The sequence below is a fragment of the [Actinomadura] parvosata subsp. kistnae genome, assembly GCF_900323885.1.
Taxonomy (GTDB): Bacteria; Actinomycetota; Actinomycetes; order Streptosporangiales; family Streptosporangiaceae; genus Nonomuraea; species Nonomuraea composti.
Genome location: NZ_OOHJ01000036.1, coordinates 1 through 12,994, shown reverse-complemented (window position 1 = coordinate 12,994; position 12,994 = coordinate 1). Strand labels below are relative to the sequence as shown.

The window sequence follows — 12,994 nt, the reverse complement described above, 5'->3', positions numbered from 1 at the left end:
ACACCATGACTCCCATGCGGATCATCATCGCGGGGGGACACGGCAAGATCGCGCTGCGGCTGGCCGCCCGGCTCAAGTCGGGGGCGGTCGGCATCGTACGCAATCCGGCGCACGTCGCCGACGTCGAGGCGACCGGGGCCGAGGCCGTGCTGTGCGACCTGGAGCGGGCGAGCGTCGAGGAGGTCACCCGGATCGTCGAGGGCGCCGACGCGGTCGTCTTCGCCGCCGGCGCGGGCCCCGGCAGCGGCGCGGCACGCAAGGACACCGTCGACCGGGGCGCGTCCGTGCTGCTCGCCGACGCGGCCGAGCGGGCCGGCGTGCGGCGCTTCATCCAGATCTCCTCGATGGGGGCCGGCAAGCCGCCCGCGCCCGGCCGCGACGAGGTGTGGGCCGCCTACATCAGGGCCAAGACCGAGGCCGAGGAGGACCTGCGCGCCCGCGACCTGGCCTGGACGATCCTGCGGCCGGGCCGCCTGACCGACGAGCCCGGCACCGGGCTGGTGCGGCTGGCCCCCGAGGTGCCGCCGGGCGCGGTGCCGCGCGACGACGTGGCCGCCGTCATCATGGCGCTGCTGGAGAACCCCGGAACGGCGCGGCGCACGCTGGAGCTCGTCTCCGGCGACACGCCGATCATCGACCTCGTCGCGACGGAGTGAGGCCCGCGCAAGGCTTTGCCGATTGCTGGCAATGATGGGCGGTGGCGGCGGCTAGATGTCCCCTGAGCACGAGGGGGACACGTTATGTCGGACATGCCGTTCAGATCGTTCTTCGGCGGGGACCCGTTCCGCGGGTTCGAGGAGCTCACCGGCCGGGTGTTCGGCGGGATGGAGGGCTGGCCGCCGTCCCGGCCCGGCATCCAGCGGGTCGACGTCGGCAAGCTGCTCAGCGCCGAGGCGAGGGAGGTGCTGAGCCGGGCCGTCGAGGGCGCCGGGCAGCGCGGCGCCGCCGACCTCGACGTGCTCGACCTGCTCGACGCGCTGATCGACACCGGCACCGGGCAGGCGCTGCTGCGCGCCGCGGGCGTGGACACGGGGCGGCTGCGCGACCGCATCGACGCCACCGCCGGGCCCGGCGAGGCCACGGAGCCGCCGGCCACGCTGTCCCCGGCCACCAAACGGGCCATCCTCGACGCCCAGCGCATCTCGCGGGCCCTCCAGTCGTCGTACATCGGCCCCGAGCACCTGCTGCTCGCGCTGGCCGCCAACCCCGACTCCACCGCCGCCCGCCTCCTGCGCGAGCAGGGCGTCTCGGCGAACGAGCTGCAACAGGCCCTGATGTCCGGACCCGTCGGGAGCGGCGACGGCCGCCGCGCCACCGACACCCCCTCGCTCGACGAGTACGGCCGCGACCTCACCGAGGAGGCCCGGCAGGGCCGCATCGACCCGGTCGTGGGCCGCGAGGACGAGATCGAGCAGTGCATCGAGGTGCTGTCGCGGCGCACCAAGAACAACCCGTGCCTGATCGGCGAGCCCGGCGTCGGCAAGACCGCGATCGTCGAGGGCATCGCCCAGCGCATCGTGAACGGCAGCGTCCCCGACACGCTCAAGGACCGCCGCGTCGTCGCGCTCGACCTGACCGGCATGGTCGCCGGCTCCAAGTACCGGGGTGAGTTCGAGGAACGCATCAAGAAGGTCATCGACGAGGTGCGGGCGCACGCCGACGAGATCGTCGTCTTCATCGACGAGGTCCACACCCTGGTCGGCGCCGGCTCCGCCGAGGGCGGCATGGACGCCGCCAACATCCTCAAGCCCGCCCTCGCCCGCGGCGAGCTGCACGTCGTGGCCGCCACCACCATCGACGAGTACCGCAAGAACATCGAGAAGGACGCCGCACTCGAACGCCGCTTCCAGCCGATCCTCGTCCCCGAGCCCACCGTCGAGCAGACGGTCGAGATCCTGGCCGGGCTGCGCGACGCGTACGAGGCGCACCACCAGGTCCGCATCACCGACGAGGCGCTGCACGCCGCGGCCGCCCTGTCGGACCGCTACATCTCCGACCGGTTCCTGCCCGACAAGGCCATCGACCTCGTCGACCAGGCATCGGCCCGGGTCCGGCTGCGCTCCCGCACGCCCGGCAGCGACGTACGGGAGCTGGAGGAACGCCTCGACGCGCTGCGCCGCGACAAGGACCAGGCCGTCTCCCGCGACGACTTCGACCGCGCCAAGGAGCTGACCACCCAGATCGACAAGCTCCGCCCCGAGCTGGAGCGGGCCAGGCACGGCACCGACGAGGCACCCCAGGTGATGGTGGAGGACATCGCCGAGGTCGTCTCCCGGCGCACCGGCATCCCCGTCACCCAGCTCACCGAGCAGGAGCGCGACCGCCTCATGCGGCTGGAGGAGCACCTGCACGAGCGCGTCATCGGCCAGGGCGAGGCCGTCACCGCCATCGCGGAGGCCGTCCGCCGCGCCCGGGCCGGCCTGTCCGACCCGAACCGCCCGATCGGCAGCTTCCTGTTCCTCGGGCCCACCGGGGTCGGCAAGACCGAGCTGGCCAGAGCCCTCGCGGCGGCGCTGTTCGGCGGCGAGGACCACATGGTGCGCATCGACATGAGCGAGTTCCAGGAGCGGCACACCGTCTCCCGGCTCATCGGCGCGCCGCCCGGATACGTCGGCTACGAGGAGGCCGGGCAGCTCACCGAGGCCGTGCGGCGCCGCCCCCACGGCGTGATCCTGCTCGACGAGATCGAGAAGGCCCACCCCGACGTCATGAACATCCTGCTGCAGATGCTCGACGACGGCCGCCTCACCGACGGGCAGGGCCGCACCGTCGACTTCACCAACACCATCGTCATCATGACCAGCAACATCGGCGCCCAGCTCATCCTGGAGGCCACCGGCGACATCGAGCGGCAGGTCATGGACCTGCTGCGGCGCTCCCTGCGGCCCGAGCTGCTCAACCGCATCGACGAGACGATCGTCTTCAAGCGGCTCGAACGCGACCAGCTCCGCCAGATCGTCGACCTGCTCCTGGAGCGCACCCGGCAGCGGCTGCGCGGCCAGGACGTGACGCTGGAGGTCACCGACGCGGCCAAGGACTGGCTGGCCGGGCGCGGCTACCAGCCCGAGTTCGGCGCCCGGCCGCTGCGGCGGACGGTGCAGCGGGAGCTGGACAACCGGCTGTCCACGATGCTGCTCACCGGGGAGGTGGCCGAGCACGGGAAGGTGACGGTGGACGTGGAGGACGACCGGCTCCGCCTGCGCGCCCACAACCCCGAACCCGCCACCTGACCCGCCCGCTGCGCGCCGCCGTCGTCAGTCGAGGGCGGCCTGGGCGCGGTCGCGGCACTCGTCCAGCGTGAGGCCCGCGAGCGCCTCCCTGACCGCCGGCACGCACACCGGCGCCATGGACAGGCTCGTCACGCCCAGCCCCACCAGCAGCGGCGCGAGCAGCGGGTCGCCCGCCGCCTCGCCGCACACCCCGACCGGCTTGCCCGCCCGCCGGCCCGCCTCCGCGCACAGCGCGATCAGCTCCAGCAGGGCGGGCTGGCGCGGGTCCAGGAGGTCGGCGAGGGCGGAGTGCTGGCGGTCGGCGGCGAAGGTGTACTGGGCCAGGTCGTTCGTGCCGATGCTGAGGAAGTCGACCTCCTGCAGCAGCCGGCCCGCGCGCAGGGCCGCCGCCGGCACCTCCACCATCACGCCCACCCGCCCGATGCCCCTGGCGCGGGCGCGCCGGGCGAAGTCGCTCGCCTCGCCGACGGTGGTGACCATGGGGGCCATCACCCACGGCTCGGCGCCGGTGCGGCGGGCCGCCTCGGCGATCGCGTCGAGCTGGGTGTCGAGGACGCCGGGCAGCAGCCGGTCCACGCGCAGGCCGCGCACGCCCAGCGCCGGGTTCTGCTCCTGCGGCAGGCCGAGGAAGGGCAGCGGCTTGTCGGTGCCGGCGTCGAGCGTGCGCACCACCACGTGCTCAGTGCCGGAGAACACGTCGGCGTACGCCGCGACCTGCTCCTCGAACGACGGCGCCTGCTTGCGGTCGAGGAACAGGAACTCGGTCCTGAACAGCCCCACCCCCTCGGCGTCGGCCTGCGCCGCGTCCCGCTCCAGGTCGGCGGCCGAGCCGATGTTGAGCAGCAGCCGCACCGGGTGCCCGTCGGCGGTCCGGCCCGGGCCGCGGCTCGTCCTGAGGCGGGCCCTGCGGGCGTCCTCCACCTGGCCGACCTCGGCCGTCTCACTCTCGGTGAGGCCGATCGCGATCTCGCCGGTGCCGCCGTCCACGCCGATCACCGTGCCGTCGGCCAGGTCCATGATGCCCGCGCAGGCCACGACGGCGGGCAGCCCTCTGCCTCTGGCCAGGATCGCCGTGTGGCTGGTGGGGCCGCCGTGCTCGGTGACCAGGGCCAGCACGTCGGGGCCGAGACCGGCCGTGTCGGCGGGGGAGAGGTCGGTGGCGACCAGCACGTACGGATGGCCGGGGGAGGGCAGGCCCGGCATGGGGAGGCCGAGCGCGGCGGCGATCGCGCGGTGCCTGAGGTCGTCGAGGTCGGCGGCCCGCTCGCCCAGGTAGCCGCCGAGCGCGGCCAGGGCCTCGCGGTGCTTGGCGAAGGCGGCGTCGAGGGCGTGGGCGGCGTCGTGGCCGTCGCCGGTGAGCCGCTCGGCCTCCTCCAGCAGCATCGGGTCCTCGGCGATCATGGCGAGGGCCTCCAGGATCTCGGCCGCCTCGCCGCCGGCCGCCAGCGCCCGCCGGTTCAGCTCGGCGGCCACCGCCTCCAGCGCCTTCGCCACGGTGGCCGCCTCGGCGCCCGGGTCGGCGACGGGGCGCGGGGCGGGCAGCTCGGGCGGGTCGGCCAGCCGGATCATCGGCCCGGCCGCCCGCCCCTGGCTGACCCCGAGCCCGCTCAACCGCCCGGCGGCCCCCTCCCAGGGTCCGCCGTCAGACGCCGGGGGCCTCGGGCCGCGGTCAGGCGTCGGTGGCCTTTCCCCCCGGCTGCGGTCAGGCATCGAGGGCCTCTTCCGCGTCCAGGTCGCGGGACAGCAGCGCGGCCAGCGTGTCCAGCGCCTCCTCCGCCCCCGGCCCGTCCGCCTCCAGCGTGACCTCCGTGCCCTGGACGACGCCGAGCGACAGCACCCCGAGCATGCTCTTGGCCGGCACCGCCTTCTCCCCGGCCCGGATCGTCACCGGCACCCCCGCCTTCACCGCCGCCTGCACGAACAGCTTCGCCGGCCGCGCGTGCAGGCCGCTGGCCGAGGCCACGACCACCGTTCGCTGCGCCATGACGCCCTCCTCCTAGGGTTCGATGGTGACCTTGATGGCCGCGCCCCGGCTGACCAGGTCGATCCCGTCCAGCACGCGCGGCAGCGGCAGCCGGTGGGTGATGAGGTCCGACACCGGTACGGCGCCCTCGGCCACCAGCCGCAGCGCCTCGGCGTTGTGGGCGGGGCTGGAGCCGTTCGCGCCGACGATGGTCAGCTCCCGGTAGTGCACGAGGTTCGAGTCGAGCGAGATGATCGGATCGTCCTTGGGCAGCCCGCCGAAGAAGCTGACGCGCCCCTGGCGGGCGGCCATGCGCACCGCCTGCTCCTGTGCCGCGCCCGACGCCGCCGCCGTGATCACCACGTCGGCGCCGCGGCCGCCGGTCAGCTTCAGCACCTGCTCGACGGGGTCGGCGTCGATGGCCGCGTCGGGACGGACGAGCTCGGCGGCCATCGCGAGGCGTTCGGCGTTGACGTCCACGAGGAAGACCCTGTTGGCGCCGCGCGCCCGCGCCAGCCGGACGTGCAGGCAGCCGATCGGGCCGGCGCCCATCACGACGACGTCGTCGCCGGGGCCGACGCGGGCCAGCGTCTGGCCGTTGAGCACGCACGCCAGCGGCTCGGCCACCGACGCCTCCGCGAAGCCGACGCCGTCGGGGATGGCGTTGACGCCGTCCACGGCCAGCACCTTCGCCGGGATGATCATGTATTCGGCGAACCCGCCGTCGTAGTGGTAGCCCATCGACTCCTGGTTCGGGCACACCGTGCGGCGGCCGGCCAGGCAGTCGGGGCAGGTGCCGCACGGGATGGCGGCGATCACCTGCACCCGGGCGCCCGTGTCGACCACCTCGCCGGCGATCTCGTGGCCCATCACGCGCGGCGGCACGATGTGGTGGTGGCCGAACTTGTAGATCTTCGCGTCGGTGCCGCAGGTGGAGCAGTTGCGTACGCGGATCTTCAGCTCGCCGGGGCCGGCGACCGGCTCGGGGGCGTCCTCGATCCTGATGTCGCCGGGCGCGTGGAAACGCGCGACCTTCATGCCGTCAACTCCTTGATCACGTCAGAGACCTCGGTGGCCTCGCGCAGTGCCCGCGCCCGGTCGGGGTCGAGCAGGATCTCGGCCAGCGCCGCGAGCAGCGGCACGTGACCGTTGTCTTTGGCGGCGATGCCGACGCACAGCGTGACGTGCTCGCCGTCCCAGTCGACTCCGCCGGGGAAGCGGACCACGCAGATGGCGTCGCGCAGGACGTCCCCCTTGGAGGCGTTCGTGCCGTGCGGGATGGCGACGCCCTCGCCGACGTACGTGGACAGGGAGCGCTCGCGCTCCAGCATCGCCTCGACGTACGGCTCGGCGACCGCGCCCACGTCGGCCAGCGCCCGGCCGCAGCGGCGCACGGCCGCCTCGCGGTCGGGGGCGCTCTCGTGCAGCAGCACGGCGCGCGGGTCGAGCAGGTCGTCACGCATCGACCGTGCCGCCGTTCTTGATGGTGTTCACCAGCCGGGTCACCGCCGGGTCGCCGAGGAAGATCTGGAACGACACCAGTACCTTCCCCGGAGCGGCCGCCTTCGCACGTGCGGCCAGGCCCGCGTGGCAGAGGATCACGTCGGCGTCGTCCGGGATGGAGTTGACCGGGGTGTGCTCGACGGTCACGCCGGTGCCCTTGAGCTGCTTCTTGAGCGTGGAGGCGAGCATGACGCTGCTGCCCATGCCCGCGTCGCAGGCCACGATGACCTTACGGATGTCCTTGCTGTCGATGCCTGCCATGGCTCAGCTCTCCTTGGTGGTTTCAGCGATGGGTTCCGTCTCGGCCGCTTCGGCCTTCTCGCCCCTGCCGAAGCCCAGCAGGACGGCGGCGACGGCGAAGCTCACGCCGGTCGCCACGAGGATCCCCAGGCTGGAGCCGAGCCAGCCGCCCTTCGGGGTGACCGCGAGGTAGGCGAAGATGCTGCCGGGCGAGGGCGTGGCGACCAGCCCGGCGCCGGTGACCATGAACGTGAACACGCCGGCGGCGCCGCCCGCGATCACGGCCAGGATGAGGCGGGGCTTCATGAGGACGTACGGGAAGTAGATCTCGTGGATGCCGCCGAAGAAGTGGATGATCATCGCGGCGGGCGTGCTCGGCCGCATGGCGCGCGGGCCGAACAGCAGGAACGCCAGGAGCAGGCCGAGGCCCGGACCCGGGTTCGACTCCAGCATGAACAGGATCGACTTGCCCGACTCGGCGGCCTCGGCCACGCCGAGCGGGCTCAGCACGCCGTGGTTGATGGCGTTGTTGAGGAACAGCACCTTGGCCGGCTCGATCAGCACGGAGGCGATCGGCAGCAGGTTGTTGGTGATCAGCCATTCGACGGCGTTGCCGGCGGCGGTGGTGACGGCCTGGACGATCGGGCCGATGCCGTAGAAGCCGACGACGGCCATCGCGCCGCCCACGATGCCTGCGGAGAAGTTGTCCACCAGCATCTCGAACCCGGCCTTGGTCCGCTCCTCCGTGAACCTGTCCACATATTTCAGGATCAGGGCGGTGAGCGGGCCGATGATCATGGCGCCGAGGAACATCGGGGACTCGGTGCCCACCACGACGCCCATCACCGCCACCGCGCCGACGACCGCCCCGCGCTGCCCGTGCACCATCCGGCCGCCGGTGTAGGCGATGAGGACCGGGAGCAGGGTGCCGATGATCGGGCCGACCATCTTCGCCAGCGACTCGTTGGGCAGCCAGCCGGTCGGGATGAACAGGGCGGTGATCAGGCCCCAGGCGATGAACGCGCCGATGTTCGGCATGATCATGCCGGCCAGATGGCCGCCGATGCGCTGGATGGTGGCCTTGACTCCGGTCCCGGTGACCGGAGGGGTGTAGGTGTCGGCCATGGACGTGCTCCTTCTGGGGGGTCGAGCAGCCGCTTTCTGTGGGGAAACGCCGGGGTCGGGAGGGTCAGGTGAGGGGGGCGGGCAGGGCGGTCGAGAGCGGGCGTTCGGGGTCGGGCAGGCCGACGGTGACGGCGTCGAGGTCGATGTCGCCCGGCCCCGGCATGCGGCTGCCGGGCAGGCGGACGGCGGCGGCGCCCCAGGCCAGCGCCTGCCGGAGGGCTTCCGGGCCGTGGCCGCCCGCGGCGAGGAAGCCGGCCAGCATGGCGTCGCCCGCGCCGACGGAGCTGCGCGGCTCGGTCACGGCCGCCTCGCCGTACCAGCTGCCGCCGTCCTCGACGAGCACCGCGCCGTCGGCGCCGAGGCTGGCCAGCACGGTACGCGCCCCGGCCGCCCGCAGCTTGGCCGCCGCCCCGGCCACGTCGCCCAGGCAGCGGATCGGCATGCCGGTCGCCGCCGACAGCTCCTCCAGGTTCGGCTTGACCAGGGCGGGCGCGGCGCCGAGCGCGCAGGACAGCGCGGGGCCGCTGGTGTCGACGGCCACGTGGATGCCCGCGCCGGCGAACCTGCGGCACAGCCGCGCGTACACGTCGGAGGGCACCTCGGGCGGCAGGCTCCCCGACGCCACCACCCAGTCGGCCTCGTGCCCGCCGGAGTGGGCGGCGGCCAGCACGGCCTCGGCGACCGTGTCGAGCTCGGCGGGCGACAGCGCGGTGCCCGGCTCGTTGATCTTGGTGATGGTGCCGTCGGGCTCGGCGAGCGTGACGTTCGAGCGGGTGCGGCCCGTCACCGGGACGGTGACCATGTCGAGGCCCTCGGCGGCCAGCAGGCGGATGAGCTGCCTGCCCTCGTCGCCGCCGTACGGGACCACGGCGCGGCTGGTGACGGCGTTGGCCAGCAGGGCGCGCGAGACGTTCACGCCCTTGCCGCCGGGGTCGAGGTGCGCGGCGGCGGCGCGGATCACCGCGCCCCGATCGAGGGAGGCGATCTCGATCGTGCGGTCGAGGCTCGGGTTGAGCGTCAGGGTGAGGATCACGCCCTGATCACCTCCGGCCCGGCCGCCGCCAGGTCGGCGGCCAGCGACGCGTCCAGCCCGGTGTCGGTGATCACCACGTCGATCTCGCTCAGCTCGGCGAACGTGGACAGGTACGTGTCGCCGAACTTCGTGTGGTCGGCCAGCAGCACGCTGCGCTGCGCCGCCTTGACCATGGCCCGCTTGATCGCCGCCTCGGCCGGGTCGGGCGTGGTCAGGCCGCGCGTCGCCGAGCAGCCGTTGGTGGCCATGAACGCCACGTCCACGTTGAGGTAGGCCAGCGGGCGCAGCGCCCAGTCGTCGACCGTGGCGAGGGTCTTGCCGCGCACCCGGCCGCCCAGCATGATCACGTGCAGGTTGGGGCGGGCGGCCAGCACGGTGGCCAGCGGCGGGGAGTTGACCACGACGGTCAGCTCCCGGTCGGCGGGCAGCACCTGCACCAGGCGGCCCGTCGTGGTGCCCGCGTCGATGATCACGGACCCGTCCTCGGGCAGCTCGGCCAGCGCCGCCTTCGCGATGCGCTCCTTCTCGGCCGTCATGACCTCGTCGCGGGTGGCCAGCGCGGGCTCGAACCCCAGCCGCTCCACAGGGATCGCGCCCCCGTGCACGCGGCGCAGCACGCCCGCCCGCTCCAGCGCCGTCAGGTCGCGGCGAATCGTCTCGGTGGTCACGTCGAGCTCGGCGGCCAGCGTCACCACGTCGACGCGGCCCGAGGCCCGCGCTCTCCGCAGGATCTCCTGCTGCCGCTCCTCGGCGTACATGATGTTGGTTCACCGCCGTTTCGGGTTGGTTTCTTCTGTGTTTATACCCGTTTTCGTTGGTTGGTCAAGGGTGGGCCGGCGAAATCTGGTAGTTATAGCGGGTGCGAATCATGCCCCTGGCCGTCGTCCCCATCGCCGTGGCCGCCCTGGCGGCCCCCGCCCACGCCGCCACCCACGCCGCCACCCGTGCCGACGCGCCCCCTCGGGTCCCCGCCGGCACGACCGCGGCCTGGGTGGTCTTCGACCGGCAGGCCGGCAAGATCGTCGCCACCCGCAACGCGCACCGGAAGTACCGCTCCGCCTCCGTCGTCAAGATCCTCATCGCGATCGACTACCTGGAGGGGCGCACGAGCGTGCCCGCCGCCGACGCCAGGCTGCTGAAGGTCATGCTGCGCTCCAGCGACGACGACGCCGCCTCCGCCTTCTGGGACCGCCTCGGCAAGGGGCAGATCATCGTGCGGCAGGCCCGCCGGCTCGGCCTGTCCGACACGGCGCCGCCGCCCGCCTCCAAGCCCGGGTTCTGGGGCTACACCTCGCTGAGCGCGTACGACATCGTGCGCACCTACCGCTACCTGCTCGACCGGGCCGAGCCCCGGGTCCGCGACACCATCCTCGGCCACCTGCGCCGCTCCACGCCGTGCGGCACCGACGGCTTCGACCAGACCTTCGGCATCCCCGACGGCGTGCCCCGGCCGTGGGCGGTCAAGCAGGGCTGGTCGGGCTTCGGCACGACGCCGCCGGTCAGGTGCGACGCCAGAACGGCGACGGCCGCGTCCCGCAACACGAGCCCGGCGGTGTTCTCCTACACGAGCGACGCCAAGGCGATCGGGGCTCCCATCTCGTGGATCGCCCAGCACGCCACCGGCTCGGGCGTCCCCGACTACGGCCGCCCCGTCCTGCACACGACCGGCCTCGTGGGTCAGGGCGACCGCTACATCATGGCGGTGCTCACGGCACACCCGGCGGGCGGCACGTGGAGCTCCTCGGTCAAGCGCACCACCACGCTCACCCGCGACCTGTACCGCACCGTCACCCGCTGACCGCGACCACCGCGGCGGCTAACGGACGAAAGTGAACATCCGCGTGCCGGGCTCCAGCGCCACCGGCGGCCCGGCGTAGCGGTGCACGCCGATCCCGTACTTCGTGCCCTCGCCCTCGACGGCCACCCGCTCGAACCCGCACTCCTCGAACCACCCGCAGATCGCCGGCACCAGGTCGGGCGCGTGCCGGCCCCTGGTCCAGATCACCATCGCGCCAGGAGCGCAGAGCCGCGGCAGGGTGGCGGCCGTGCGGCGGATGTCGTCGTCGGTGATGTTCCCGAAGATGCCGCAGGCCAGCACCAGGTCCGCCGGGACGGCGCCCGCGTACGCGTCGGTGACGGACGCGTCCCCGCACACCACCTCGACCCCCTCGGGGGCGGCGGCCCGGGCGGTGGCGGCGATGCGCTCGTCCAGTTCGACCAGCCGGGCCCGCACCTGGCCGCGCCTGGGGTGCGCGGCGAGCACCGGCAGCAGGTCGCGCCCTTGCCCGGCGCACATGCTGACCACGCGCGACGCGCCCTCGTCGAGCGCCCTGCCCACCCACGCGCGGACGACGTCGAGGCGATCCTTCAGTGAGGAGCCCGGCTCGTCGTAGGCGTCGTGCCACTGCATCCAATCCTGTCGCGTCATGATCACCGATCCTCGCGAAGATCGGGGAAAAGAGCAAGTATTCCGGCATCATGAACATTCCGCCCACCGCTCAATATGCCGTATGCGGGGGGCGGCGATCATTCTCGCCGCTCGTCCGGGAAAAATCATTATGGGGACGGCACGCGGCCCCTTGACCGCCTATCAGCCCGGGTACATCATGGCGGAGCAGGTCAGAGCTGCGGCGGGGAAATTGAGGCAACGGTCCCGGGCATTCCGCGCGGCCATTCCGGAACGGCCTGGTCTCTTTTCGCGTCGCACGTGCACCGCGCCATCACAAGGAGGCCGCATGCCAGAAAACAATGGCGCACAGCAAACGATGGGGTTCGGTCAATTCCATGTCGGTCCGACGGTCGAGACGGGGCTGGTGCGGCTGGCCACGAAAGGGCCGAAAGCCGTCCAGTACACGATGGTCGACGGGCGCCCGCTCTTCGAGGGGGACATCGAGCTCGCCCTGATCGGCCCGGGCGACGTGGAGAACGCCGCGGTGGCCGAGGAGCAGGCGGGGGTCATCATCCCCGGCACGCAGTTCCGCTGGCCGAACGGCACGGTGCCGTACGACATCGACCCCGCCCTGCCGAACCAGGGCCGGGTCACCGACGCCATCGCGCACTGGGAGCGCAATACCCGGATCCGGTTCGTCCGCCGGACCGCCGCCAACCAGGCGCAGTTCCCCGACTTCGTGATGTTCCGGCCGGGCACCGGCTGCAGCTCCGCGGTCGGCCGGACCACCGGGCAGCAGAACATCACCCTCGAGGGCGGCTGCGACACCGGCTCCACCATCCACGAGATCGGGCACGCGACGGGCCTGTGGCACGAGCAGAGCCGCGAGGACCGCGACCAGTTCGTCCGCATCAACTGGCAGAACATCCTGCAAGCCCAGGCGCACAACTTCAACCAGCACATCACCGACGGCGACGACGTCGGCTCCTACGACTACCACTCGATCATGCACTACCCGCGCTGGGCGTTCTCCAGCAACGGCCAGGACACGATCGTGCCGCTGCAGAACGTCGAGATCGGGCAGCGGCAGGGGCTGAGCCCGGGCGACTGCCGGGCCGTGCGCACCATGTACAGCAACCTCGAGCCGACGGCCCGCTTCTCCGGCACGCAGTTCTCCGCCAAGATCGAGGCGTTCGCGACCAGCCGGTGGTTCACCCACAGCTGGCCCGCGCAGTGGTACGTCATCTGGACCGTCGCCCCCACGGCCCCGGTCGTCGACGGCCCCGCGCAGGTCTCGTGGAACGTCCAGGTCACCCGGCAGTCCGGCGGGCTGCTCAAGTACTTCCTGGCGATCACCAACCTGACATCGGGGCAGATCGAGATCGAGGCGCGTTACGACGTGCTCGGCTGGAGCCTCAGCGCCACCTGAGGGCACTTGAGAGAGGAGGACGTTCCGTGATCCCCACCGATCAGGCAGGGACGACCGAATGGGCCGACGCCATCGACGCGGG

The 12,994-nt window shown here is 72.8% G+C and carries 13 protein-coding genes; 4 read left to right on the top strand and 9 right to left on the bottom strand.

Features of this window, described 5'->3' with window-relative positions; all coding sequences use genetic code 11:
* The first annotated feature begins 14 nt into the window (after positions 1 to 14).
* On the top strand, positions 15 to 656 hold the full coding sequence (locus KIS93_RS62310; RefSeq protein ID WP_080040385.1) for an SDR family oxidoreductase: 642 nt from the start codon (positions 15 to 17) through the stop codon (positions 654 to 656).
* 84 nt (positions 657 to 740) lie between these two features.
* The gene (locus tag KIS93_RS62305; protein ID WP_080040384.1) at positions 741 to 3,230 is read left to right on the top strand and encodes an ATP-dependent Clp protease ATP-binding subunit; all 2,490 of its coding nucleotides are present in this window, start codon (positions 741 to 743) and stop codon (positions 3,228 to 3,230) included.
* Between the two features lie 24 nt (positions 3,231 to 3,254).
* Here KIS93_RS62305 and ptsP read toward each other — a convergent pair whose 3' ends face one another.
* The 8 genes from ptsP to KIS93_RS62265 all read right to left on the bottom strand — a co-directional run bounded on the left by ptsP (position 3,255) and on the right by KIS93_RS62265 (position 9,852).
* Complete coding sequence (ptsP, locus tag KIS93_RS62300) at positions 3,255 to 4,841, bottom strand: phosphoenolpyruvate--protein phosphotransferase (RefSeq protein ID WP_230466327.1); 1,587 nt, start codon at positions 4,839 to 4,841, stop codon at positions 3,255 to 3,257.
* A gap of 91 nt (positions 4,842 to 4,932) precedes the next feature.
* Entirely contained in the window at positions 4,933 to 5,214 is a 282-nt protein-coding gene (locus tag KIS93_RS62295; protein ID WP_080040382.1) for an HPr family phosphocarrier protein, read from the bottom strand.
* A 12-nt stretch (positions 5,215 to 5,226) separates the two neighbouring features.
* On the bottom strand, positions 5,227 to 6,231 hold the full coding sequence (locus KIS93_RS62290) for a zinc-dependent dehydrogenase (RefSeq protein WP_080040381.1): 1,005 nt from the start codon (positions 6,229 to 6,231) through the stop codon (positions 5,227 to 5,229).
* Positions 6,228 to 6,656, bottom strand: coding sequence for a PTS mannitol transporter subunit IIA (locus KIS93_RS62285; RefSeq protein WP_080040380.1), 429 nt, complete (start codon positions 6,654 to 6,656; stop codon positions 6,228 to 6,230). The genes KIS93_RS62290 and KIS93_RS62285 overlap by 4 nt, the downstream gene beginning before the upstream one ends.
* Positions 6,649 to 6,957 (bottom strand): PTS sugar transporter subunit IIBC family protein, encoded by a 309-nt coding sequence (locus KIS93_RS62280; protein ID WP_080040379.1) that lies wholly within the window; start codon positions 6,955 to 6,957, stop codon positions 6,649 to 6,651. Before KIS93_RS62280 ends, KIS93_RS62285 begins: the two co-directional genes overlap by 8 nt.
* A gap of 3 nt (positions 6,958 to 6,960) precedes the next feature.
* A complete protein-coding gene (gene mtlA, locus KIS93_RS62275; protein WP_080040378.1) occupies positions 6,961 to 8,061 on the bottom strand; it encodes a mannitol-specific PTS transporter subunit IIC in 1,101 nt (366 codons plus the stop codon).
* Between the two features lie 64 nt (positions 8,062 to 8,125).
* Positions 8,126 to 9,094, bottom strand: coding sequence for a 1-phosphofructokinase (gene pfkB, locus KIS93_RS62270; RefSeq protein ID WP_080040377.1), 969 nt, complete (start codon positions 9,092 to 9,094; stop codon positions 8,126 to 8,128).
* A complete protein-coding gene (locus KIS93_RS62265; protein ID WP_080040376.1) occupies positions 9,091 to 9,852 on the bottom strand; it encodes a DeoR/GlpR family DNA-binding transcription regulator in 762 nt (253 codons plus the stop codon). Before KIS93_RS62265 ends, pfkB begins: the two co-directional genes overlap by 4 nt.
* Positions 9,853 to 9,962: 110 nt before the next feature.
* Between KIS93_RS62265 and KIS93_RS62260 the strand changes: the two genes are divergently transcribed.
* Positions 9,963 to 10,892, top strand: coding sequence for a D-alanyl-D-alanine carboxypeptidase family protein (locus KIS93_RS62260; RefSeq protein ID WP_155127977.1), 930 nt, complete (start codon positions 9,963 to 9,965; stop codon positions 10,890 to 10,892).
* An 18-nt stretch (positions 10,893 to 10,910) separates the two neighbouring features.
* On the opposite strand, the gene KIS93_RS62255 is transcribed toward KIS93_RS62260, so the two are convergent.
* Positions 10,911 to 11,522, bottom strand: coding sequence for an SAM-dependent methyltransferase (locus KIS93_RS62255; RefSeq protein WP_080046929.1), 612 nt, complete (start codon positions 11,520 to 11,522; stop codon positions 10,911 to 10,913).
* A 307-nt stretch (positions 11,523 to 11,829) separates the two neighbouring features.
* On the opposite strand from KIS93_RS62255, the gene legP reads away from it, so the two are divergent.
* Entirely contained in the window at positions 11,830 to 12,912 is a 1,083-nt protein-coding gene (gene legP, locus KIS93_RS62250; RefSeq protein WP_155127974.1) for a Dot/Icm T4SS effector Zinc-dependent metalloprotease LegP, read from the top strand.
* Positions 12,913 to 12,994: the final 82 nt, after the last annotated feature.